The organism is Sphingobacterium sp. GW821-FHT03E03, from assembly GCF_059420745.1.
The window spans coordinates 153,501-177,763 of record NZ_JBWKUH010000012.1 but is presented as its reverse complement, the minus strand read 5'-3'; the positions used below and the strand labels follow the sequence as shown (position 1 = coordinate 177,763).

The 24,263-nt window shown below is 41.3% G+C and carries 19 protein-coding genes; 11 read left to right on the top strand and 8 right to left on the bottom strand.

The genetic code is table 11. The features are described 5' to 3' along the window. Nucleotides 1-105 precede the first annotated feature (105 nt). Nucleotides 106-1,194: a S41 family peptidase gene (locus tag AC07UV_RS15045; RefSeq protein ID WP_495184344.1), complete on the top strand. Its 1,089-nt coding sequence runs from the start codon at nucleotides 106-108 to the stop codon at nucleotides 1,192-1,194. 142 nt (nucleotides 1,195-1,336) lie between these two features. Here the strand turns inward: AC07UV_RS15045 and AC07UV_RS15040 are convergent, their stop codons facing one another. Beyond that, nucleotides 1,337-1,861 (bottom strand): hypothetical protein, encoded by a 525-nt coding sequence (locus tag AC07UV_RS15040; RefSeq protein ID WP_223580784.1) that lies wholly within the window; start codon nucleotides 1,859-1,861, stop codon nucleotides 1,337-1,339. Nucleotides 1,862-2,186: 325 nt separating this feature from the next. On the opposite strand from AC07UV_RS15040, the gene AC07UV_RS15035 reads away from it, so the two are divergent. Next, complete coding sequence (locus AC07UV_RS15035; RefSeq protein ID WP_495184343.1) at nucleotides 2,187-2,387, top strand: hypothetical protein; 201 nt, start codon at nucleotides 2,187-2,189, stop codon at nucleotides 2,385-2,387. A 6-nt stretch (nucleotides 2,388-2,393) separates the two neighbouring features. Next, on the top strand, nucleotides 2,394-2,690 hold the full coding sequence (locus AC07UV_RS15030; protein ID WP_495184342.1) for a hypothetical protein: 297 nt from the start codon (nucleotides 2,394-2,396) through the stop codon (nucleotides 2,688-2,690). Nucleotides 2,691-2,745: 55 nt separating this feature from the next. On the opposite strand, the gene AC07UV_RS15025 is transcribed toward AC07UV_RS15030, so the two are convergent. Further along, nucleotides 2,746-4,005, bottom strand: a complete 1,260-nt coding sequence (locus AC07UV_RS15025) for a hypothetical protein (protein WP_495184341.1) — start codon at nucleotides 4,003-4,005, stop codon at nucleotides 2,746-2,748. A 163-nt stretch (nucleotides 4,006-4,168) separates the two neighbouring features. Here AC07UV_RS15025 and AC07UV_RS15020 point away from each other — a divergent pair, with 163 nt between their 5' ends. Further along, nucleotides 4,169-5,917, top strand: coding sequence for an alkaline phosphatase D family protein (locus AC07UV_RS15020; RefSeq protein WP_495184340.1), 1,749 nt, complete (start codon nucleotides 4,169-4,171; stop codon nucleotides 5,915-5,917). 95 nt (nucleotides 5,918-6,012) lie between these two features. Here the strand turns inward: AC07UV_RS15020 and AC07UV_RS15015 are convergent, their stop codons facing one another. The 3 genes from AC07UV_RS15015 to AC07UV_RS15005 all read right to left on the bottom strand — a co-directional run bounded on the left by AC07UV_RS15015 (nucleotide 6,013) and on the right by AC07UV_RS15005 (nucleotide 10,486). After that, nucleotides 6,013-6,192: a hypothetical protein gene (locus tag AC07UV_RS15015; protein WP_495184345.1), complete on the bottom strand. Its 180-nt coding sequence runs from the start codon at nucleotides 6,190-6,192 to the stop codon at nucleotides 6,013-6,015. 194 nt (nucleotides 6,193-6,386) lie between these two features. Next, complete coding sequence (locus AC07UV_RS15010; protein ID WP_495184339.1) at nucleotides 6,387-7,628, bottom strand: RagB/SusD family nutrient uptake outer membrane protein; 1,242 nt, start codon at nucleotides 7,626-7,628, stop codon at nucleotides 6,387-6,389. 11 nt (nucleotides 7,629-7,639) lie between these two features. Continuing rightward, entirely contained in the window at nucleotides 7,640-10,486 is a 2,847-nt protein-coding gene (locus AC07UV_RS15005) for a TonB-dependent receptor domain-containing protein (protein ID WP_495184338.1), read from the bottom strand. Between the two features lie 503 nt (nucleotides 10,487-10,989). On the opposite strand from AC07UV_RS15005, the gene AC07UV_RS15000 reads away from it, so the two are divergent. The 7 genes from AC07UV_RS15000 (at nucleotide 10,990) to AC07UV_RS14970 (ending at nucleotide 21,466) form a co-directional block, all read left to right on the top strand. Continuing rightward, entirely contained in the window at nucleotides 10,990-11,556 is a 567-nt protein-coding gene (locus tag AC07UV_RS15000; RefSeq protein ID WP_495184337.1) for a sigma-70 family RNA polymerase sigma factor, read from the top strand. A 69-nt stretch (nucleotides 11,557-11,625) separates the two neighbouring features. Next, nucleotides 11,626-12,744 carry a FecR family protein gene (locus AC07UV_RS14995; protein WP_495184336.1) on the top strand — a complete coding sequence of 373 codons (1,119 nt, stop codon included), beginning with the start codon at nucleotides 11,626-11,628 and terminating at the stop codon, nucleotides 12,742-12,744. Between the two features lie 30 nt (nucleotides 12,745-12,774). Beyond that, nucleotides 12,775-16,182 carry a SusC/RagA family TonB-linked outer membrane protein gene (locus tag AC07UV_RS14990; RefSeq protein ID WP_495184335.1) on the top strand — a complete coding sequence of 1,136 codons (3,408 nt, stop codon included), beginning with the start codon at nucleotides 12,775-12,777 and terminating at the stop codon, nucleotides 16,180-16,182. A gap of 3 nt (nucleotides 16,183-16,185) precedes the next feature. Next, a complete protein-coding gene (locus tag AC07UV_RS14985) occupies nucleotides 16,186-17,673 on the top strand; it encodes a RagB/SusD family nutrient uptake outer membrane protein (RefSeq protein ID WP_495184334.1) in 1,488 nt (495 codons plus the stop codon). 5 nt (nucleotides 17,674-17,678) lie between these two features. Then, entirely contained in the window at nucleotides 17,679-18,449 is a 771-nt protein-coding gene (locus AC07UV_RS14980; protein ID WP_495184333.1) for a DUF4843 domain-containing protein, read from the top strand. Nucleotides 18,450-18,460: 11 nt separating this feature from the next. Next, nucleotides 18,461-19,930, top strand: coding sequence for a PKD-like family lipoprotein (locus AC07UV_RS14975; RefSeq protein WP_495184332.1), 1,470 nt, complete (start codon nucleotides 18,461-18,463; stop codon nucleotides 19,928-19,930). A gap of 63 nt (nucleotides 19,931-19,993) precedes the next feature. Next, nucleotides 19,994-21,466 carry a TlpA family protein disulfide reductase gene (locus tag AC07UV_RS14970; protein ID WP_495184331.1) on the top strand — a complete coding sequence of 491 codons (1,473 nt, stop codon included), beginning with the start codon at nucleotides 19,994-19,996 and terminating at the stop codon, nucleotides 21,464-21,466. Nucleotides 21,467-21,591: 125 nt separating this feature from the next. Here the strand turns inward: AC07UV_RS14970 and AC07UV_RS14965 are convergent, their stop codons facing one another. Genes AC07UV_RS14965 through AC07UV_RS14955 form a run of 3 tightly spaced genes read right to left on the bottom strand, consistent with a single transcriptional unit; the run spans nucleotide 21,592 to nucleotide 24,257 of the window. Then, complete coding sequence (locus AC07UV_RS14965; RefSeq protein ID WP_495184330.1) at nucleotides 21,592-22,533, bottom strand: glycerophosphodiester phosphodiesterase family protein; 942 nt, start codon at nucleotides 22,531-22,533, stop codon at nucleotides 21,592-21,594. A 17-nt stretch (nucleotides 22,534-22,550) separates the two neighbouring features. Then, nucleotides 22,551-23,066 carry a shikimate kinase gene (locus tag AC07UV_RS14960; RefSeq protein WP_495184329.1) on the bottom strand — a complete coding sequence of 172 codons (516 nt, stop codon included), beginning with the start codon at nucleotides 23,064-23,066 and terminating at the stop codon, nucleotides 22,551-22,553. Between the two features lie 6 nt (nucleotides 23,067-23,072). Next, complete coding sequence (locus AC07UV_RS14955; RefSeq protein ID WP_495184328.1) at nucleotides 23,073-24,257, bottom strand: BT_3928 family protein; 1,185 nt, start codon at nucleotides 24,255-24,257, stop codon at nucleotides 23,073-23,075. Nucleotides 24,258-24,263 lie beyond the last annotated feature (6 nt).

Genomic DNA, 24,263 nt, shown 5'->3' with positions numbered 1-24,263 from the left:
AGTATAAGAATGGATCTATGCAAAATATTTCAATCTTGTTACGCTTAAAGAAATATTTTTAAACTAATTTAGTGCTATCTCATTAGAGAGATAATTATTAACCAAATGCAAAAGAAAACACTACTTTTTTTACTGATTTTAACCGGTTTTTTTTTCTGTTCCTATGCCCAGGTCTCATCGGTGAGCCAGCTTGCCAATGCATTTTTAGATACTGTCCAGCGGCATGCATATAATGGGGCGTTGATCAAATGGGATTCTATTCGGCCCCTTTTTATTGAACAGACAAAGACAATGTCGGATATTAATTCATTGGAACCTCATTTTAAAAAGATCTTAAGTCAATTAAAGGATGGTCATTCCGATCTTTATTTTGAGAAAGTTGATCAAAATCAGGAGGCTGAACAGGAATTATTTGTAAGAATGGCGGGCATGACCGATAAGGACGCCGGTTTTCCACCCAAAGTTTTCAGTCACTTTATGACGAAAGACCAATATGCTTATATTCGGATCCCAGGGGTACTTTACGAACAACGGAAATATGTGGATACGATTGGAGCACAGCTAAAAATATTGGACGCGCAGCAGCCAAAAGGCTGGATCATTGACCTGACAGAAAATAATGGCGGGAGCATTTTTCCGATGATCTGGCATTTTGCGGATTTGATAGATGTCGACAGCACTTATTCGGTTGTGGATAGAACCGGTGTTGAATCCAAACAAAAAGTACGAATGAATGATCTGAATGATCAGGATCAAAAATGGGCCAAGTTATTTGACCTGGAATATGATAAGGTGCCACCGATTGTTATAAAAAATAAAAATGTACCTATTGTCTTATTGGTCAGTAGGTTTACATCGAGTTCGGGCGAGTTTTTTGCGGCCCATTTTAAAGGCCAGAAAAATGCGGCTATTATGGGTCATAAGACAAATGGTCAGACTTCCGGTAATGATCAGTTTGCTGTTGGAAATAACTACATGATCAATTTGACAACCAGTGTCATTAAAGACCGTACAGGAAAGCTCTACGGAATAGGAGAAGGTATCAAACCCGATGTTCCTTTGGTGATTGATTTTGCCAAAGTCTTGGGAATCCCGGAGATCATTACTTTCGACCAGCTTAGCCAAGCTGTAAAAGAAGCAACTCCAGTATATATCCAATTGGCTACTGATTATATGAAAAAACAGACGATGTAAAAAATGAATCTTCTTGTGTTATCGTTGCAGATAAACGTAGGGTAGATTGTGAGTGGAGAAGTATAGGTCGAAGTACCTTAAAAATAAAAATCCTGCATGGACGTAGTGCCTGCAGGATTTTTTGTTTCTGAATATCCTATTTTTACTTTAAAACGAATTTGAATCCCAATGAGAAACGGGAAGCCTCGAAATTCGATCCGTGAGATAAGTTCCACCAAGGTTTCCAGTCAAAATGCATTGCCAATGGCGCTGAAGGAATTCTAAACTCTAAACCCAAAGCAGGACGGATTGCAAAATGAGTGTGTGTGTTTCCGTCTTTCCAGTGGTAGTCATCATCCCAGTCGCCATGCCATTTACCATAGTCGATAAACGATGCCTGAGGACCTACACCAACATACCAAGATAGACCACGGGTTCCCCGTATACGTTCGTTGTACGAATAGTCTACACCAACAACAGTAATGTTATCTCCGAACAATACTTGTGCATTTACGGCGTCATTTCTGCCAAAACTGTGTTTTATCTGTGGACCGAATAGTGTCTGGCCATCGCCAAGGTCTATACCGAGACCAAGAGCTGTACGATAAGGTGTTTGTGCATTTGCCTCTCCATTGATGACAAATAAGAATGTAAAAAGTGTCAGAATAGGTAGAAGTACTTTTTTCATGATATTTTAAAAAATGTTAGTGTTAAGTTTTCGATTTGAAAACTTTCGCTGTTATAACAAATACTTTGCCAAGTGGCGGTTTTTCATTGGTTAAAAATGGTTTTTTTTATTAACTATTTTATTATAAGTGAATTATTTTTTTTTATGCTGCTCTTAATCCTTGATGATAATATTTTGGCTCCTTATTATATTAAAATCGAATTCTTGGGGATTCAACCTAACTTTGTGAAACGATATCCGCTTGAACATTGTTCATTTGATAAATACAGGATTGAAGAACTTATTGGAAACACATTTACGATAGCATAAGCTTAAATATTTTACTATGGTACATACTCAAATCAATAGAAAGAAAATAGAGCAATGGTTGGCAGAAGGCTATGATGTCTTGCAGGATGGGAAGCTTTTAAAAGTCGAAGGAGATCTACCGGAGTTCTTGGAGCAATTCGCTGACGAGACCGAGCCGAAGACCTATCTGCTAAAGGAGTTAATTACTTGGCCGGAAGCGGAGCTTAAAAAATTGTAAAGGAAAATGAAACAAATGAGAATAGCGCAAGAAAAGATCGTTCCGATCGATTATGAGGCGCCAAAACTACCCAAAGAGATCAGGGAGTTGCGTCCCGTGGTATTCATTGAAGAAACGTCTTATTGCTGCTTATTAGGGCCAGATCCGCATCAGGGTGTTTTTGGAAATGGTGAATCACCCGCTGAGGCATTGGAAGATTGGTTAGTAAACCTTCGGAAACGGTTAAAGCAGTCGGATGAAAATGATGAAGTACTAAACTACATCAGAGATACCATAAATACTTCTGGTCGAGATGTTTGGTGATTTCGGGTAGTCGATAATCTCAAAATGATTGAAGGAAAGTAGGAGCTTATTAGCACTAACAATTATAATAAGCTTCAGGTATTGAGACTTTTTTATGCGTCCAATTTTCCAATGTGATTGCATAAGGATCCAGTTCGTAGGTATCGGTTTCAAAAATATAATTATAGCTACCATTGATTAAGTTCGCACGCAGTAGGGCATAGCCAGGACCTTTTGCAGGTAGGGCATTCTCAATTTCGAAGAAATCAATATCTTCGATATCGTAAATTAGGCTTGTTTTCCTTCCAGCAAAACCAATTTTATTATTTTTCTTGTCCAACCAGATGCCACTTGACTTTCCTAGTTGTTGTGTTATGCTTGTGGGAATATTTTTTACAGCAGTATTTTTGCGGAAATCCTCCTTAATGTCCCATTTGTTTTTCAATGTGACAAGTTCGGTCACCTCAATGAGTTGATCGTATACTGAGTTTTCCAAAAGAGAAGGATAATCACGCTGGTTGTAAAAATGGAGTGAGGTGCCGCCATCGTCGTAGTTGCTCTCATCATCGTAGGTATAACAGATGGAGGAGGAGATTTGATCGCCAAAATCAAAAGATAAATAGCATTGGTCTTCTCTTTCATAGCCATAATCCTCCACGTCATAGTCTTCATCATCTAACCATAGATCGCGGAGGTCTTTGTAGCTTTTATCTGTATTGGACTCGTCATAAATGGTCGTAAAATATTCTTGAATAGGTACATGCGGTGGGATCTCATCGCAGTAAATTTCCAGTTCTTTCAGCCATAGGTTACCAATACGAACCGGGTAATCTATTTTGAAATAGATTGTCCCATATTCGCTTGCATATTGGTGACCAATACCGAGTTTTTCGATGTCGGCATAGCAGATATCCCAAGAAATAAATTGCGTTGGTTGGGTATAAACTTCAAAACCAATATGGTCATCTTCAAAGTCACCGGATAGAATATTATAGTTGCGGGTTTGTTGCTGGATCCAGATTTTGGCCTTGCAGTCCTGTTTTTGCTTAATGGTATGGAAGAATAATGTATCATCAAATCCAAATTGTTCGGACAACTTGGGATAGACCTTCGAAAAACCTTGCGAACTTACGGGAATATAATGCTGATGATCGTCAAATAGAAATAAGTAGGGATCTCTAGCCAATAATTGAACGTATGCATAGCGCAATTGAGATAAGTTGACCTCTTCTTCGTTACCATGATCAAGGTAGCGTAAGCGATCGCTATCCAGCCAGATGCGGTCTTTATCATTTTCTTTTGGGAAATTGGAACTATTCTTAAAAAAATTAAGCATGTCAATTATTATTTTCGATACACTAATTTAAGATTTTAAATTCAGCTAAAACAGAGCCTGTATAATGTATCTGTTTGTATATAATTAGAAACATAAAGAATAAATAAAATTCGCTTAACATGTAGTTTCCGGTGGCGCCGTATTTTCACCTAAAAAAATAGAGATGAAAAACAACGAGCAAATCAACCGGAGGAGATTCCTTAAAAATTCATTAATTGCAGCGGGAGGGGTTTTTATAGCACCGCTTATTGAAAGCTGTTCGGATGACCCCACAGATATTGATAGTGCACCAGATAACCTTAAAAATGGTGGATTTGAATCTGGTGTTGCAAGCTTTGATCCCTCGGCAACCGGGATAATCATCTGGACGAGATATTCTGTAGAGACAGATGCTGAAATTACCTGGGAAATAAGTAAAGAGAATAGCTTTTCAGAGATTCTTCGAAGGGGACAGGTGAAGGCTGATGCTACCAATGATTTTACTTTAGCCATTGATGTTCAGAATATAGCTTCCAATACAAAATATTACTATAGATTTTATAATGACAAGACTAAGGAAGCAAGTGTTGTTGGTGAAACATTGACGCTTCCTGCTAAAACAGATAATGTCAATGAAGTAAAAATGGCTGTGGTATCTTGCTCTAATTTTCCGGCTGGACTTTTCAACGTATATGGAGCGATTGCAAAATCAGAGGCTGATGTTGTTGTACACCTCGGAGACTACATTTATGAGTATGCTCCTGGTCAATATGGCACCAATCCTTATACCAATGAACTCGGTAGAGCGCACAAGCCTTCTAAAGAGATCGTAAACCTCGCAGATTACAGAGAAAGATACAGACAATATAGAAGTGACAAAAATTTGCAGCTTCTTCATCAGAAAAAACCATTTATCTGTGTGTGGGATGATCATGAACTTGCCGATAATGCATATCGATCTGGTGCTGAAAATCATCAGCCAGACGAGGGAAGCTTTGATACCCGTAAAATGGCCGCTTTTCAAGCCTATAGTGAATATATTCCCCTAAAGACAGGCAAGGACCAACGTATTTATAGGAGTTTTACCTTTGGTAATCTTCTCTCACTCTATATGCTGGATACCCGGATAATCGGACGGGATAAACAATTGGATTACACAAACTATATAGATGAAAGCGGAAACTTTAAACAAACACAATTTCAGACTGATCTGCTCAGTAACAATAGAAAGTTGATTGGCAATGAACAAATGACTTGGTTAGGGACTCAGATTAACGCTGATACGACAACATGGAAAGTATTGGGGCAACAGATCCTGATGACCAAGATGCTGATTCCTGCGGAACTCTTAATGTTGCTGAACCGAGTGATGACTGAAATAGCGCATTTTGGGAATGCTCAGCCATCTACAATGGCTGCACTTTCAGCTGCAATTGGACAGTTGGTTATCCTAAAAACGAGATACCTGCAAAAAGATCCTACACTGACACAGCAGGACATTGCAAGAATTACAACGGTTCTGCCCTATAATCTAGATGCATGGGATGGCTATTTTATGGAAAGAGAACGTTTGTATTCGATTTTAGCAGGTAAGAAAATCGTAGTATTGGCTGGCGATACACACAATGGATGGCTGGGAAAATTGACAGATGCTCAGGGTAGATTTATTGGAACAGAATTGGCCTGTAGTTCGGTCTCGTCACCGGGATTAGAGAGTTACTTGGGAATTACCACAGATACTAAAAAAGCAATGGAACTTGCTCAGGCTTTTTCTGTATTAATTGATGACCTAGAATATGCCAATCTTTACAAGAGAGGATATCTACATGTGAAATTTACGGCTGCCGCGTCGCATGCAGAATGGAGATTTGTGGATAATGTCATTTCAGATAACTATACAGTTACGACAGAAAAGACGTATACTATTTCCTAGTAAGAGCCTCAATAATAAGCAGTCTCCAGACACGGTAGTCCAACCTCTCAACGAAATGGGCTATTGTGTTTTGAGACCGTCTGTATACGTAACGTTTATTTCGCTTTTAGCACCACAATACCATGTAGCAGAATACGTAATGTTTTGATGTCGCCCAGTCTCCCCAAATTCTTCTTTATCCAAAGATCACGTACCTTGATATTTGGCGAAATTTGAAACTTTTTACTGTCCAGATGATAATCCACAGCTTTATCCGATCTGTTCAGCATAGCGATAACGGTATTTCTCCTTCCCTGTAATTACTTTTTCCAAAGATCAACGATACCATCCTTTCCCATAAATGTTAAAGGCCATGTAGAATATCTCATTCTCACGGCCTTTTCGTTTTTTGGTTTTGCTAAAGCCGATGTACCAACGATGGCACAGATTTAAGTGCAATTCGGATATGATCTACCTGGGAAGGATGATCTTAAAACTGTGTTTCAATTTCGGGTATACCAATCCATTGCCATTTGCGCTGGGTGAAACCTGGACTGACATCACCATCAATTTTAAACCTTCTCAGATCGATGATACGTGTACCACGCCAGGATAAAAATATCCGGCGGACAACAACGATGTCATTCAGCGTTAGGGTTGTGGATGGCGTATAATTGGATGCTCCGGAGGTATCATATTTTGAAATAACCGAATTAACAAGTTCCACGGCATTACCCGGAATCAGTCCGCGAACAATCAATTCGGCACGGATCAATTGCATTTCATCAAAATCGCTAACAAGCAAGGGATCTCTTTCCTTAAACAAGGTCAGTGACCAATGTCCTTTGACGGCTTTTACAACCGGAATACGGGCTTTGTCAGCTGTTGTTTTTGATGCGGCAACCAAACTTGGATCAACGGCCGCATCTCTTGAGTTGATATTTAACGCATTAAAGAAACCGTTGCTTACATTTCCTACCGTATTAAGAAAGCTGAAGTTTTCCGTTGCAGTAAACGACTGGTTGATATGCTGCACAGCCAAGGGGTAATTGCCTGTATGGATTCCCAGTTTTGTCAGTAGGGCGTGAAACAATCGTTTCTCAGCATCACTAGCGGAAGGAAGTGCTTGTTGCCAGTATGTCTGTGCTTTGGTATAGGCTTCCTGATGGCTGACCTCTTTGTGGTCAGCATAGACAGAGTGGCTGGTATTGCTGACACTGAAATAATCTGCCATCAATAACCAGGCATAACCGGCATGTAGCCTTGCATTGACCAAAGCCGCTTGTTTGATCTTGATACCATCTTCATCTGTTGGATTTATAGATTCGGCATTGGCAATTGCATCTTCGGCACGAGCACGATAATTTTGCACATTGGACCACACACTGAATAGTGAAGTGTTGTCCGGTGTTAATTTATCCTCATCCAATTCCTTGTAAAAAGGAGAGTTTGGAACTGCGGTAGGAACAATTTCATCCACAATAGCACCGGAAGCAACCAGTAGATCCGAAGCAGATGTCGCACCAGCGCGCCATACACCAGCGATGACAGGACCATAGACATAAGTGCCTTTTTCGATACGACCAAGCATAGCTATGTTGTTTAGCTGAGATTCATCAATGGTGTTGTCCGGCAACTTGGTGTCATTTACCCACTTGTCACAGGAGGAAAAGGAAAGTACTGCCATACAGACGAATCCTGCTTTCCAAATATCTTTTATTTTGATAGACATAATTATCATTTTTAAAAACCAATATTTACACTCATGGCATAGCTACGTGGAGCCGGTACCGCAGTCCAGTCGGATGATAGATAGCTGATACCACGCGTACGTTTACTACCACCCTGAGAATCTATTTGTGGTTCGACACCACCATAGTTGGTCGTTAGCCACAGGTTGTTTCCGGTTAATGATAGCACGCAGCTTTTGAATAGGCCATTGGTCTGTTTTTTGGCCCAGGTACCTAAATCATAGGAAATGGTGACATTGCTCAAACGGATGAAATCGGCTTTCTCAATAAAATTACCCCGGGGGCCTGCATACTGGGCAAGTTCATTTGCTGTCGCAATATACTCCGGTGTACCTGCTGTCTGTGTCGCGAGTAATGCTTTGAGATCCTCGCTTGCCTTGAAGTTATTCCCTTGGCTGGCAACATTTCTATTGGAGATATTATAGACTTTAGCGCCTTTTGAATAGTTAAACAAAGATTGGATACGGAGATTATTGACCAACTGAAGATTGAAGCCAAATGATCCATTATAGGTAGGGAAAGGTTTTCCTAATACCTGCGGTGCACTTTCTTTAGCACCTGTATATATGCCGTTACTATTGAAATTAGCGCCTTCGGATACACCTGTATAGAAAGAGAATGCTGGGAGCCCGGGACGGATCAAATTGACCGTATTGATAATATCATTTCCACCTGAGCTGATTACTTTATTGGACTGATGATTGAAAATCACGAGGAGATCCAGACTGTTTTTCTGATTACTGCTGGTAAAAACACGGCTATTATAATTCACTTCAATCCCCTTACCGCGAATTTTACCCACATTTTCGGGATAGTCTCCACTCAAACTGGAGGGCCAGCCCAAAGAAGGCAATAATGTGGTATATACAATCGCATCGCGTGTGTTTTGCATATAGTAGGTAAAGCCCAAACGTTGTTTGAAAAAGCTGATATCTGTACCGATCTCAAACTCACCGGTGCGCTCTGGTTTGATATCAGGATTGCCTTTACGCAATGGTCTGACCAAGGTGCCAAACGAAGAGTTTTCAATAAGATAGGCTGTCTGCGCATCATTTGGATATGGTAAACGACCAGACTCACCATAAGCGGCCCTTATTTTCCATTCGTCTATCTTACCTTGCATAAATTCAAACGGTTTCACATTGTAGGCAACACTCACTGTCGGATACCAGATACTGGCTACATTCCGACCGATCATATTAGATACGTCTCTTCTGACCCCGGTATTGATAAACAACTGATTGTTGTAGCTTAAAAATGCCTCACCATAGATACCATGGGTACGTTTTTCGAAATAAGTATCGGTTGTACCTAAAATTTCAGCTGCCGAGGAGATGTTACTAATCCCTGGTACAGCAAAATTACGTACGCTGATACCGCTGACAGTTTCGGTAGATTTCGTCAACTGTGATAATAGTGCCAGATTCAGCTGCCATTTATCCGCTAGGACGAAGTTGCGCGACAACTTGACATCCCAGTTGATATTCTGGTTTTTACGGTCACTGACCTGTTTGGCACCGGTACTGTTTGTGCCCTGTAGGTAACCATAGGGAAGATAGTTCAACCCATCGATCCGATTGAGGTCAAGCCCCACAAGACTTTCCAGCTTAATATTAAAAGGAAGCGTATAGTTTAATTTGACACTTCCTGTAAAGCGGTCATTGGAATAACTTTTCTCAATAGCACGCCAGGTTTCTTCGGAAATAAAAGGCCAGGGCGTCTGATCGCGCATCAGATTCCAGATGGCATCATCACGTCCTGAGGCAGACTGTGGGATGCTCAGTTTCCCTTTGACATAGCCAACGGTGAAACCCAGTTTGAAATTGTTTTTGGTCAAATCGTATCCGGCACGAAAGGTCTGTCTGTTGTCTTTGTTGCCCGGAACAATACCTGAAGTGGTATTGGAGTTGGCCGAAAAGAATAGGCTGTTTGACTGGTCAAACTGTGCCGATAAATTGGCATAGTATTGATTTTGGTGACCGCGATCAAAAAAGTTGTTCAATGCATCGTTGTTGACATATTTTGTGTATTTATTGGCCAGTTCACTGAAACCACCTGTATATTTTACGTTCACAGCTACACCTTTTTTGCCACTTAGACCACGTTTGGTCTGAATAATAACGACACCGTTAGCTGCCTCTGCACCATACGAAGCTGCTGCTGCTGGTCCTTTGATCACATCGATAGAAGCAATATCGTTCATCGGTAAGTCATTCAATGCACTCATTGCTTCCTGTGAGGAGTTTACATCAGCAGTATTACTGCTGCCATAACGTACCCCATCGATAAAGATCAGGGGATCACGTTCCATACTGAAGGTTGCTGCTGAACGAATATCAAAACGGATGGGCATACCCACTTTTCCATTGGTATTGTATACCTGAGCACCGCTAATTCTTCCGTTTACCAGTTCCGCTAGAGAAGAGGGATTACTTTTAGCGACAATATCTGCAGCATCAATATGATCGACATTGGTACCAATTGCCCGTTTGCTCCGTGAATTGGCCAAACTTGCTGTGACTAATACTTCGTCCAGTGCAACTCCCGATTCAAGGTTAATCTCAATTTGCTGTCCGTCCTGTACTTTTGAAAAATAACGTTCGAAGCTTTTATAACCAACCATTTTAACCCGCAAGGTCTCCCCATTGTGAAGAACAAGATTAAATTTTCCGTTAGCGTCGGCGACGGTTCCGCTTTGTGGTCGCTCCTTGATGATTATACTCGCTCCCGGTACGATCGTACCCGTGCTCTTGTCATGCACGATACCCTGGATATTTTGTGCTTGAAGGGCAAAACAGGAAAGCAAAGTGATGCTCAAAAAAGTAAAAAATTGATACATATGATTTTTATAGACTGTTTTTCTTTATTTAGTTTTGATCTAAATAAGGTAAAATTTTGCGCAAAGGTAATCATATCCTAAGAATTGACAAATTGGTTTTTAACTTTTTTTAACAAAAGAGACCAAGTTAATTCCTTCATTGGGAATGAATTATTCAAGTAATAATAAGTAGTTTTTGATTAACAAGTATACTTAAATCAAGTCTTAATAGGCTTAATGTTTAAAGACAAGCTGAACCCACCCTTCGTATTACTCTACCGCTTAAATAAAAAATCTACTTAATTAGTAGTCTTTGTTGTGATTTTACTATTTTTGCTGAACTGTTATCACATGTTAGAGGAAGTAATGCGTGTGAGGCGTTTACAATAATAAAAAGTTACATAAGATATTTATAAAGAATTAAAATAGTCAGGGATGCTTTTCGAGGAATTGCGGTTTTCACGTCGTGCGATCTTTTTGGATACAAAAATTCTAAAAACTATATTTGTCCAAATCAATACATCATGCCTAAGTTGGAAAGTTTGAGTGATGAGGAACTACTCCTTTTGGTTTCCAAGAACCAAGACGGGGCATTTCATATGCTGTATGAAAGATATAAAGCAGCTCTGCTCGTTTACGCGATCAAACGGGTCGGCGAAGAAGCTGGTGAAGATCTGGTACAGGATGTGTTTATTCGCACCTGGAACAACAGGTACTCCATCGACTACCAAAATGATTTTAAGGCTTATCTTTTTACGGCACTCCGACGTCGTATTATAGATTATTTTGCAAAGGAAAATAACGCACAGGGTTATTTAGAAGATTTAAAATCTTATGCCAGTGAATTCGCATTTGACGAGGCTGATGCGCATATTCGCGCGCAGTCTTTTCGTGATTCCATCTTCGCTGTACTTCATAGCTATGGTCCGCAATATCAAGCGGTTCTAAAATTGCGCTTGCAAGGTTATTCCAATCCCGAAATAGCAGTTATGCTAGGGCTTTCTGAAAAGACTGTACGCAATCAATATTCATCTACTTTAAAAATCATACGCTCTAATTTTTCGTCTTTTTTACTTTTTTTATTTTTTTGAGGGACAATCGTCTGGGAGCGCCGTTTACCTTAGTATAGCTGCATTAGAGCTGAACTAACAATTATTACTATGAAGATCGACGATTCACTTTTCGCAAAGTATCAAGCTGGGGAATGTTCTACGGAGGAAATAGCTTTGGTTGAGCGTTGGTTGGATCAGTTGGATCGTTTTCCTGAACCACAGGATCGAAAGATGTTAATGCTTTTGGAAAATCTGGACAACAAAATGCCTTTTATCAAAAAACGCAAAAAACAATCTAGATGGAAGTGGCTGGCTGCTGCAAGTATCCTTATTTTGTTGTCAACAACGGTCTCTATATATTGGAGAAAACGGGCTGATCATTTCCAGTATGCAAACATTGAAGATGTCAAGGCACCTATAAAATCCAATGCCATTGTCGTACTGGAAAATAATACGGAATACGACTTGGATAAGTTAAAACGTAATGACACCTTAAATGCCGGCGGCTACCGCATCGTGCGGACGAATGACGATCAGATTATCTATCTAACTGATCCTGCCCAGAAATCAAAAATCGTGTACAATACAATTCGTACGAAAACAGGCGGGACGGCCCATGTACAACTCGCCGACGGCACTAAAGTCTGGCTAAATACCAATAGTGAACTGCGATATCCGATTTGTTTTACAGGTGATATTCGAGAGGTAGCGTTACGGGGTGAGGGTTATTTTGAAGTTGCCAAACAAGAGCGAATGGGTAGAAGAGTTCCATTTTTTGTACGTGGGAATAAGCAGACAATCCAAGTATTGGGAACGAAATTCAATGCGGATTTTACAACTAACAATGAAACGGCATTGCTTGAAGGTGCAGTGGCTTTCTCCAATCAGGGATCAAGTTTGGAACAGCGCAGAAAGGACCAGTTTTCCGTACGAATCAGGCCTAATCAGGTATACGATGGAAAGAAGATTATCGAGGCCAGTGATATTACCCGTTATATCGACTGGAAAGAGGGGTATTTTGATCTGAACGACCTGAATGTGGAGCAGCTGTCCCGAAAATTAAGCGCCTGGTATGGGGTGGAGATCAAGGTAGACAATAGTTTGGCACAAGTACAGCTTTTCGGACGTGTGCGACGTGACAAAAGTCTTAAAGAGGTGTTGGACCTGATGGGACAGGTACGTCCTATGAACTATACTATGAAAAATAATTACATATACATCAAATAGAGGAACGACGAACTAACAAAAACTAACCTTATGAAAATGAAAGTTTACCATTTTGAAAAAAGAATGGCGGCTACCGGTTTGCCCAAAGATGTCGGTAAATGTTTGTCGAGATTGATGCTGAGCGGATTACTTTTATCGGGCTTTGTGGGGACGGCCGTGGCGCAGCGTATTACACTCAAAGAAAGCAAAAGCTCCATGTATTCGGTCCTAGAGAAGATCCGGAAACAGGCGAATGTCGATCTGATCGGTGATTTGGCCTTACTTAAAGGCAGTAAGCCGATCAGTATTCAGGTGAAAGACAAAGATATCGAGCAGGTGTTACGGGAAATTGCTGCAGGGCAGGATGTCGATTTAATTTTTCGCAACAATACCATTTTGGTACGTAGGAAAGAATCATTGCCAAATAAAACAAACAATGACCAGTACGGCAAACACAGACATCAAGCAACAGAACAGCGTCAGATACGGGTAGAAGGGCGTGTACGGGATGCGGGGGGGAAGCCTTTGGCCGGGGTCTCCATTAAAATTTTGGGAGGTACGCGTAATGGTGTTTTATCTGGAGAAAATGGCCAGTTTTATGTTGTTGTCAATGAACCGCTGGAACTGATATTTTCGATGATAGGCTATGAAACTCAGCAGGTCAAAGTAGCATCGGGTGCGCCGCTACAAGTGATTATGCGTCAGGTCGAGAATAAAATTGATGAAACGGTAGTGACGGGGTACACGCGGGTGCGCCGCGATAATTTTACAGGAGCGGCGACGATGGTGACCCGACAGGAACTGGAAAAGTTCAATTCCACAAACATCTTTACGGTACTGCAGGCTTTGGATCCTTCTTTTAAGGTAGACGAACGGGTAAATGCGGGTTCCAATCCCAACGTGATGCCACAGATTAATATTCGGGGGGTCTCCAGTGTAGGGGAATATGCCGTCAATGCACCATTGATTATCATGGATGGTTTTGAAGTGCCGATTACTACTTTGTACGACATTGATGTTAACCGCATTGAAACAATTTCCATTTTAAAGGATGCGAGTTCTACGAGTTTGTATGGCTCCCGTGGCGGGAATGGGGTGGTTGTTATTGAAACCAGGCTGCCCAAAGACGGTAAATTTACCGTGACTTATGATATGAAACCATCAGTGTCCATGGTCGACCTTTCGGATTATAACCTCATGAATGCCGCGGAGAAACTGCAGTATGAAAAGCTAGCGGATTTATATACATCAAAAAGCGGCGATGCAGCATGGGACCTGATTCAGCAGGAGCATTATAATAATCTACTGACCAAACGTGAACAGGACGTGTTGGGCGGAGTGAATACCTATTGGTTGAAGCAGCCGGTGCGAAATACACTCTCCATCAATCATAGCCTGCGGATGGAAGGCGGGGGAAATGGCGTGCGTTATAGCCTTGAAGGTGGTTATTTTGATAACAAAGGCGTTATGAAAGAGTCGGGGAGAACACGCGGAAATGCGGGTTTTACGCTGATTTATCGGATACCAAATGTCATTACGTTCCGCAATGTGGCTACTTATCTTTATACGAAAGCATGCGATAGTCCGTACGGGAATTTCGATACCTACACCAAACTCAATCCCTATGAGAAAATTTATGATGAGCAGGGAAAGTACAACATCCGCTTTGGGGAACTGGGGCGGTGGTATAGTTGGGGGGAAACAATGTTTAACCCGCTCTATAACGCGGGGCTTGGTTTCCGCAGTGATCAAGTAAGCCAAACCTTGCAGAACAATATGTCTATTGAATGGTTTGCGTTGCCCAAATTGATTGTGAGGGCTTCTGGGACTATTGTCAGGATAAGCGCCGATATAGACAAGTATAAATCACCATTTCATACGGATTACACCAATATTACAGATGCTAATCTGAAAGGTGCCTATACTTTTGGAAACCAGAATTTCACCAAATACGAAGGAAAAGTAGATCTGCAATATTCCAATAAATTCGGCAAACATCAATTGGTGGCCAATGCCGTCGCTGAGATTCGAAAGCAGAATACCGTCGGAAATCTGAATACAGTGACAGGCTATGTGGATGATCGTTTTATGACGCCGCAAATGGCTTTGCAATATGCGACCGGGTCACTGCCTGAATCAACGTCGTTGCCTGTGCGGTCTGTCGGATTTTTGGGTTCCTTGTTCTATACATACGACAATAAATATAATGTCAGTGGTACACTGCGTTCAGATGGTGCCTCGATCTATGGCAGTCAAAATCGTTTTGGAACTTTTTGGAGCGCAGGATTTTCCTATAATATGCATAACGAGGAATGGTTTAAAAATGATTTTTTGACAAGATTACGCTGGTATCTGAATGCGGGTACCTCGAGTACAGTCAGTGATTTTAATGTAGGCATGGTGAGCACATCGTACAACTTTTTGTCGGGTCGTAATTATTACAATCAATATGCCGCAATCTATAGCGGTCAGGGAAATCCGGCAGTTCGTTGGCCTGAACAGCAGCAAAGGAGCGTAGGGGCGGAATTTGGCATCAAAGGTGATTTTCTGAAAATTGATGTTTCATTTTATGACCGGGTTACCAACCGGATGATTTCCACGGTCAACGTGGCCCCTTCTTTCGGGTTCTATCAGAATAAATTTTTTCAGAACCTCGGAAAGGTACAGAACAAAGGTTTTGAGGTCATGGCCAACATGCGGCTACTCAGTAATCCTGTAAAAGATTTTAGCTGGTACCTTTCGCTCGGCGCTGTACAGAATAGGAGTAAATTGAAAGAAATATCCAACGAACTGCGCACACTAAATGAGTCGTTGGTCAAGAAAGACGGCAAAGGAAACGTCATACAGCCGTCGCAATATTATCAGCAAGGACAGTCCCTCGGCGTTATCCGTGCGGTACCTTCCCTAGGGATAGATCCGGCCAATGGACGTGAATTGTACCGGGATCGGAATGGTAATGTTACCTATGTTTGGGATGCCAATAATCAACAGGTCGTTGGTAATACCGAGGCAACCTTATACGGTAATGTTGGTACTTCGGTCAACTTCAAAGGACTATCAGTGCAAATTATTGGTAACTATTCCTTAGGCGGGGATATTTACAATCAGACACTTATGGGTAAGATCGAAAATAATATCGCTTATCAAAATGCGGACCGCCGTGTATTGGAAGAACGATGGAAACAGCCTGGTGATCTGACGAAATACAAGGCTATTGGTGATCAGTCTTTTACACAGCCTTCCAGCCGTTTTATACAGACGGAGTCTTACCTCCGGTTTTCGACGATCAATATCAATTATTCATTCAGTAATGAAATCCTGAAACGGTATAAGTTGGAGAGGCTAAGGCTGAACTTCTCCATGAACGATATGTTTCGCTGGAGCACGGTACGCATGGAACGGGGTATAAGCTATCCCTATGCCCGTGAATTTAATTTTGGTGTAATGGTTCAATTTTAAAGTATGAAAAAGTTACTAATTGCCATCGTGATGCTCGGCATATTGTCAAGCTGCGAAAAGTTCTTAAATGTAAACCCGACGGATAAGGCCTATGAAGAAGATCTGCTCACTGATCGTTCAGGTTTCAATGCGGCGCTGGCGGGTGTATACGAAACATTAAATACGGATACGTTGTATGGTCGGGAGATGAAATATGGTTTTATGGAAAGTCTGGTGGGATCATATAATGTGACCAATTCGGCCCATAAATATTATCGACCCTTTCGTTATGAGTATAATTACGATGAGCCCAAGAAAATGATCGATAACATCTGGGCGAGATTTTATCAGTGTATCAATCAGACGAATATTATTCTGGGAAATGTAGACCGTATAAAAAATGACACCTACTACAACCTCGTGCGTGGTGAGGCTATTGGACTGCGGGCCTTCTGTCATTTTCAGCTGTTAAAATTGTTTGGACCATCCATTCCGAGTGAAGGGGTTGAGGCGAAAGCGATTCCTTATCGGACTGCGGTCGTCTATTCGGCTACTAAATTTTCTTCCGCAGCAGAGGTGATCGCTTTATTGGAAAAAGATCTGTCCGAGGCCCGTGCTTTACTGGATAAAGATCCTATTCGGTCAAATGCGCGTGATGCCAATTTAAACCAATTTGCCTATGAGCAATACAATAGTCTGATTGATTACAGGGGGATCCGAATGAATTATTACGCTATTGTTGCGTTACAGTCCATGGTGGCACAGTGGAAAGGTGATCTGGTCAGCGCCGGAAAATATGCGGAAGAGATTATTACTGAACTGAAGACAACACAAAGTATTCGAATGGCACTCTCTGGTGAAATTGGATCTGTAGGAAATACACGTATGCCCATGGAAAATATTTTTGCCTTGTTCTCCAGTAGGTTAGGTGCGAAGGTGAGCACTGTTTTTGCTCAGGCGGACGCGACAACAACAAGCTCAACTTCACCGCTTTTATTTCCCAACTATACTTGGTTGCGAACAAATCTCTACAATAGCACAGTCCATGGCTCATTGAACGATGCACGTCTCGCAGGCTGGTTTGTTCAACCCAATACATCCTATCCCTGGAAGTTGTCCAAGTACCTATTTGATCAGACTAAGCTGCCTTCAGATGCGAATTACAGACCTTTGTATGAAAGCAAAGTAATCGGCTTACATACAATCTATATGATCGCCGCTGAAAACTATGCTTCAACTAGCCCAGCCAAAGCAATGGAATATCTAAACCTTGTTCGTAACACAAGAAATATTACCACGGATCTTGCACTGAGCGCGGATATGACCACACAAAAGATTAGGGATCTATTGTTTGACGAAATGCGTAAGGAAAATATTGGCGAGGGATATTTATTCACAGAGTATAAACGTCTCTTTCGGCCGATAGACCGGGCCACAGTGGTACAGCCTAAAAATGAAATTTTCAGACTACCGATCCCAGCAGATGAATTGTTGTATAATCCTCAAAATTAATCAAAATGAAAAGATATATTTTGCTTTTTTGTGCTACTGTGATATTGAGTGCATGTAACAAAAATGACAACATGCTTCAGTTTGATGCTGCGCAGAGTTACATTTATTTTGCCTATCCAAATGCCAATACCCGGGCAGCAGAAAAATACATTGACAGTATTTATTATGGTTTTGCGCTGGATGCCGATCTGCAGCGTAAGGAAAAAACAATTGCGGTGCCTATTGCTGTGGGCGGGGAGTCAAGCTCCAATAACCGTACCTATGCTTACATCGTGGAAGACTCTTCCAGCTATGAACCCAATACGGTGAAATTCTCTTCCCCAGTGATTAATGCAAATAACTTTGTGGATACACTGTTTATCACATTCCAGCGCTCCATTAAGATGAAGACCAAACCTACAGTACTCTATTTGCGGTTGGCGGGAAATAATGAATTTGTTCCGGGTAACCTGTACAATCAGAAAATAAAAGTTGTCGTTGATGACATTCTGAATGAGCCTAAATGGTGGAATACCTGGAAGAATTATTTCGGACCCTATCAAAAAGAAATATTTCAGCAATGGATGCAGATCTACTATCTCGGAGCGGATCCATCACCAGACCTTACTACGGCAGCACCGGGACCAATATATTATTGGAACAATATGCCTACCTCGGCTTATGCCAGTTGGTATCCAGTGACATTTAACTATATCCAGGTGCTCAAGCAATATTTTATCGACCATCAGGTTTATCCGGATGGCGATATTACGAAAGAACGAATTCAATTACCTTAACGCTCAAGCAGATGAACTTAAAAAATCTAACCTATATTCTATTCCTGGCGATTCTTCTATTTGAAGGCTGCTCCAAGGATTTGGGCAATTATGATTACAAAGATGTGAACACCATTGCGATCGCCGGTTTATTGGATAATAGTCATCCTACGGGACGGATCTATGAAGTTCCTTTTAACGATACCGTTCGATTGAATCCTACGATCTCGGGCTCATTATCAGGCAATGATACCAGTGCACTGATTTTTGAATGGAAGGTAGATTCCGTAACGGTGAGCAAGACGAAAAATCTTTTCTATGTAGCGAACAAACGCTATGGGAAGATTTCAGCCGAGTTTCATGTCACAGATAAATCAACGGGTACTACAACAAGCTACAATTGCTTTTTGAATATTGTGAACCCCTATAAATGGGGCTACTATGTTTTGACCCAGAATAAAGCGAAAGATGCTTCGCTCTATTGCCTATCCAGTATTACTAAAAAATCCTCGTTTGATCAGGTCCTATTGTCCAAATTGGATAAGTTGGGAAAAAATCCTTTGTCCATCAGCGGAACGAAAAAATACGGTGCCTCGTCTTCGGATTTCTATAATGTATTGACTATTGGTATTCAGGATGCAGTCAATCCCGTGGTGGTCATTGATTCCCGCGAGTTTGTTCCCACTTTATTGTACAATTCGTCAAGTTATGTGGGGGGTGGGGATTTTGTGTTCCGCCCCACTCAGGTACAGACGGATCTATATAATGAGGTGGTCTACGCGGTCAATAAAGGTAAATTCCATGTGTTAAGGAAAGGTACAATCGCGCTTCCGGCATTTATCAATGATCCCACGGATTATAAAATAGCTCCAAATGGGGTTGCGACACCGCTTGGGAACGGCAGTTATTTTATGAGTATATACGACGAAAATAATAAAAGAGTGCGTGTATGGGATAATGGGGTGACCGGGAATGAATATGCTTATGTAAATGACTATAAGGAAATCGCGGGTCAGGAATTGATGAACGGGAAAACATTCTTGGCCTGTAGCTATGCCAACATCCCGTCGATCAACCATATTTATCTCTTCAGACAGGATAATCAATTGTATTCCTATCGTTTGGATTATGGTGCGGATTATAAACCAAAAGCTTTCAGTCAGTTGGGAACTGCCGCAGTGCCCACAACCAGTCAAATCGGTTATGTTTATTTTGACGGGCGTACAAGCCGATGGTATATGGCGGCGGGCAAGACGATTTATATGGCCTCTTACCTGGGTGTAGAATTCCAAAAATATGTGCAACTGCCATCGGATGCAAGTGGGAATATCGTCAAGTTTAAGATCCTGGATGGGAAATTAATGATTGCTACAAACGATCCAGCTGCTGATAAACCTGGCTCGATCTACATCTACAATGCCAATACCATGGTATTGGAACAGACTCACAAGCATGTTATTGATGAAATCGTCGATCTGCATTTAGGCATACTGGTAGAATAATGAGTTAAAGGGCAAAATATAAGTCCCTATATAATGGATAAAAAACAAATAAATCAAAAAAATATGAACATAAAGTTAATAACAATGGCGATTCCCCTGTTGCTTTTGGGAAGTCAAGCTACTTTCGGACAACTGGCAGCAAAAAAGGGGATTACGCAGGACGAGCTGTACAAACATCTGAATGAATTATTCCAAAAGAATACAGAGGAGTCGAAAGCAGAGGTTTTGAAAGAGGCCGATTTTTTAGCGAAATCGAAACAGGAAGAAGACCAGCTGCTCGCTGGACGAATCTATACTGGCCTGGAAAAAAATGATAAGGCAGAAGCCATAAAAAAAGGCATCAACAAAAAATTTCCCAAAGGAATAACGGCTCGAAACGAAGCCTTTGGCAAGCTGTTTGAAAAAAATGAACTGACAGCTGCGCAAGCAGAGGCGGAGTATATTCGTTTAAGCAAGCAATTTCCCGAAAGCAGTTACGATGAGAAAAACAGGGGAGTATACGGATTTGCCATGGGGATCGTCGCTCAACAGTATGCAAAGGAGAAAAACCTTGATAAGGTGAACAGTTACTTAGATCAGCTGAAATCCACATCCAATTATACAAATGCTGTTTTCGCCATTGGCCGAGAGTTAAACCAGCAAAAGGAATATGCCTTCGTGCAAAAAACACTGGAACCATTTTATCTTAATCTCAGCCAACAAAAAACTGAAGGTCAAAAAGGAAATACAGGACGGCAATATCTGGGTGGTATTAGTCTACAATATGCGGAGGCCTTGTTAGGCAATCAACAAGTGGACAAAGCGCTGGAGATATTGGCGAAAGTGCAGCGAGAATTACCATCAGAAACGGCGACCATAGCTTATGCCAAAGCTTTGGCCGCGAAAGGAAGGACTTTAGATGCTTTTCAGCTTCTGGAGACCGAAGTTATTAAGAATGGAAAAGAACCTGAATTAATGGCCGAATTGCTGCCCTTGTATAGCAAATTGAACAATAGCCTATCGGATACGACTACTTATCTTAGAGACTTAAACGGGCGCATTGATGAAATGCTGGTTTCAAAATTGAAATCTGAGATGGTCAAAAAAGAGGCCGCACAATTCTCACTTGTAGATCGTTCTGGTAAAGAAGTTTCCTTGGCAAGTATGAAAGGTAAGGTTGTAGTACTTGATTTCTGGGCAACCTGGTGTGGTCCTTGCAAAATGTCCTTTCCTGGAATGCAAGCTGCGGTAAACAAATATGCAAATGATCCTGATGTAGCCTTTTTATTTATCAACACATGGCAGAAAGAGGAGAACTATAAAGAGTTGGTCAATAATTTTATCAGCGAAAATAAATATAGTTTCCATGTTTTATTTGATGAAATGAAAGAGCGGGATAAGTCTGTTGTTACCGCGTATGGCGTCAAAGGTATCCCTACTAAGGTTATTATCGATAAAGACGGTTTCATCCGTTTTCAATCTTCGGGTGGAGGGGCTGACGTGGAAAAAATTGTTCATGAAATCTCAACGAAGATCGAACTCGCAAGAAAGAGGTAATTGCTCCAAGACAATAGCATAAATCTACGATAACAGCGTAAATCTAATGAAATCTGTAGCTTTCTTCTTCAATAGATGGCTGCGGATTTTTTTTAGAAAGGTGTCTTATTTGAGAGTAACCTGATTTATTGCACAAATTTGGAAGTTATTCCTCTTTTTTTGATATAGAAATTTAATGCCCGTCCAGCCTCCTTTGGCTGGTCGGTACTCAGGATATCTGCACCACGTTCAATAAAACTGGCATACAGTTGAAATCCTTTCTTAGCGGCTTGTTTGTCAAGATTACCTTGGGTGCCTAGGATACACATAATCCCATGATCATGCAATACTTTGGTCAGCTGTGGATCGGCTTCACGTGTGCCCACGAAGGCTAACAGCTTATTGTCAGGGATATCTTTTTCGTTGAGGCGGGCGAGGTCATCGAGGTTCTTCACAGAAGCGGATATCATTAGATCCCCGGCTAGGTTATGCACTTTGCCAGCCTGACCAGCACTATAAGTGATGATAACAACACTGGATTCGGCACGTTGCTGACGGATGACATTGATCACCGATTCGTAGGGAACATCATTTTTTATGTCTAGCGTAAAAATGACCTTTCCTTTTCCCCAAGCGAGTGCTTCGTCGAGTGTGGGGATCTTGTAAGGTGTTATTTTCTTGTTGTTGTCTACCAAACGCAGTTTTTTGAGCTCGGCTAATGTGCGTTCACTGACAGATCCACGGCCTGTGGTGGTGCGGTTGAGCGTATTGTCATGCATGAGTACCAGTGCAGAATCTTTGCTCAATCGAACATCACACTCCACGATAACGGGTTGTAGGCCAGCATTGTAAGCAAAGGTCTCTAATGCATTTTCTGGATAACCGGAAGTGGGGCCACCACGATGCAGGCTGACTAATGGATAACGATTATCATCATAAGTCAGAAATTGATAGAGATCTTCTACGGTCGTCAGCTGAATGCGCTTGCCCACAGGTAAGCCTTCGGTATCACCGCTGTGTCGAAAACAGCTGCTGACAAGTAGTATACAGCTCAAGAGTGAAAAAAAGAAGTGTGGGCGTATGCTCATTATTAACTATTGTACGATTAGGTATTATGCTGATTGATCAGGGCAACTAAAGTCTCTACTGTTGTGTTGAGCTGATCTATTGTCAAATGGGCTTGGTTGTAGTAGGGCTCGCGTTCTGTTAATTTCTCTTCGATAAAGGCCCGTAGTTCTTCCGGTGATTTGCCGATTAGAATAGGTCTTTTGTGTAATTTTGATTGCGACAGACGATCAAATAAGGCTTTGGGGCTCATTTGCAGATATACCGCATAGCCATTAGCTTTGATCCAATCCATGTTGTCAAAAAAACATGGAGCGCCACCACCCGTGGATATCACGGCATAGTTGTCTGCAAATTTACGGATCTGCTCACGCTCAAGTTCTCGAAAGGCTGCTTCACCATGTTCGCCGAAATATTCGGTAATGCTCATGCCGATCTGCTTCACGATTTCTTCGTCAGTGTCGATAAAAGGTAAATCTAATTTGTTGGCCAACTTTTTTCCCAGTGTGGTCTTTCCACTGCCCATATAGCCAATCAAAAATATAGGTTTAGGCATATTATTCTATTTGTCCTTACTTAAAAAATTGTCTTCAATCGTTTTTGCATCCGGGAAATTATTGTAATGCCATTTGCCCATTACATTTCCACCTTTTAATAAGATCACCCCCGGATTAGCTCTAACCATGCTTTTTAATGGAATTAAATCCGCATAGTATATTTCAGCAATCAATTGCATCTTGTCACTCAAGTATTGTGCATCTTTGGATGCAGAGGCAGTCAGTAGGACAACACGAAGACCATTGTAATCTTTGGTCATCTGTGTCACTGTCTGATTGATTCTCTGGAGAGCATCTATATTTGTAGACGAAAGATCCTTCGCGACGATGATAACATTATAATAGGGGTTGGCGATGATCTCCTGTGTATGATCAGCACCGTCGGCGTCCGTGATCAATAAGTCGGGAATAGGAATATCATATCCTTTTTTGACAAGTCTACTTTCCGGCTCGCCAATGATTTCCCATGATTCGTCCTCCCATAGCTTATCCGCCATATAGATTTTGTCATTGACTTTCTTGGTCTCACCTGTCTTTTTGTTTTTCATGGTATAGAGCTGCTCAAAGACATCAGCTTCTTTTCCCTCTGGAAGAACCATCAGCGAAGGGAGGTTATTACCAATTTTATAGGGTAAGAAATCTATAAAAGGAAGATAGTTGACCGTATATACTCCGATACCCAAGGAAACAACAGCTGTAATCAATGTGACGACAAATTGATTGCCGGAACCTTTGATAATAGGCCGGATCTGTTTGCGATAAAAAAAGATGATCAGAATCAAGACCAATAACACCAGATCTTTGGAAAAAGATTGCCAAGGGGTCAGTGGAATGGCGTCGCCGAAACATCCACAGGAGGTGACAACTTCGAAAAACGCGGAATAAAATGTCAAAAAGGTGAAAAATAGGATCAATAACAGTAATCCCCAAGCCACTAAATTGGCATAGACACCAAACAACAATAGGGCACCTAAAAGGATTTCAAAACCACAGATCACTACAGCAATAGCGGTCGCGTATTCATTGAACGCAGTCAAGTGGAATACCTCAAAATATTCCTGCAGTTTATAGCCGAAACCAGTAGGGTCATTGGCTTTGATAAATCCAGAGAAAATAAAAAGAAGTCCAGTGAAAATGCGGCAAAAACCTAAAAGGTAATTTGTCTTTGTTGTCTGTTGTGCTGCTGTCATTATCCG

Coding starts and splice junctions, on each gene's coding strand:
- AC07UV_RS15045 (WP_495184344.1), top strand. CDS start 106: ATGCAAAAGAAAACACTACTTTTTTTACTGATTTTAACCGGTTTTTTT.
- AC07UV_RS15040 (WP_223580784.1), bottom strand. CDS start 1,861: ATGAAAAAAGTACTTCTACCTATTCTGACACTTTTTACATTCTTATTT.
- AC07UV_RS15035 (WP_495184343.1), top strand. CDS start 2,187: ATGGTACATACTCAAATCAATAGAAAGAAAATAGAGCAATGGTTGGCA.
- AC07UV_RS15030 (WP_495184342.1), top strand. CDS start 2,394: ATGAAACAAATGAGAATAGCGCAAGAAAAGATCGTTCCGATCGATTAT.
- AC07UV_RS15025 (WP_495184341.1), bottom strand. CDS start 4,005: ATGCTTAATTTTTTTAAGAATAGTTCCAATTTCCCAAAAGAAAATGAT.
- AC07UV_RS15020 (WP_495184340.1), top strand. CDS start 4,169: ATGAAAAACAACGAGCAAATCAACCGGAGGAGATTCCTTAAAAATTCA.
- AC07UV_RS15010 (WP_495184339.1), bottom strand. CDS start 7,628: ATGTCTATCAAAATAAAAGATATTTGGAAAGCAGGATTCGTCTGTATG.
- AC07UV_RS15005 (WP_495184338.1), bottom strand. CDS start 10,486: ATGTATCAATTTTTTACTTTTTTGAGCATCACTTTGCTTTCCTGTTTT.
- AC07UV_RS15000 (WP_495184337.1), top strand. CDS start 10,990: ATGCCTAAGTTGGAAAGTTTGAGTGATGAGGAACTACTCCTTTTGGTT.
- AC07UV_RS14995 (WP_495184336.1), top strand. CDS start 11,626: ATGAAGATCGACGATTCACTTTTCGCAAAGTATCAAGCTGGGGAATGT.
- AC07UV_RS14990 (WP_495184335.1), top strand. CDS start 12,775: ATGAAAATGAAAGTTTACCATTTTGAAAAAAGAATGGCGGCTACCGGT.
- AC07UV_RS14985 (WP_495184334.1), top strand. CDS start 16,186: ATGAAAAAGTTACTAATTGCCATCGTGATGCTCGGCATATTGTCAAGC.
- AC07UV_RS14980 (WP_495184333.1), top strand. CDS start 17,679: ATGAAAAGATATATTTTGCTTTTTTGTGCTACTGTGATATTGAGTGCA.
- AC07UV_RS14975 (WP_495184332.1), top strand. CDS start 18,461: ATGAACTTAAAAAATCTAACCTATATTCTATTCCTGGCGATTCTTCTA.
- AC07UV_RS14970 (WP_495184331.1), top strand. CDS start 19,994: ATGAACATAAAGTTAATAACAATGGCGATTCCCCTGTTGCTTTTGGGA.
- AC07UV_RS14965 (WP_495184330.1), bottom strand. CDS start 22,533: ATGAGCATACGCCCACACTTCTTTTTTTCACTCTTGAGCTGTATACTA.
- AC07UV_RS14960 (WP_495184329.1), bottom strand. CDS start 23,066: ATGCCTAAACCTATATTTTTGATTGGCTATATGGGCAGTGGAAAGACC.
- AC07UV_RS14955 (WP_495184328.1), bottom strand. CDS start 24,257: ATGACAGCAGCACAACAGACAACAAAGACAAATTACCTTTTAGGTTTT.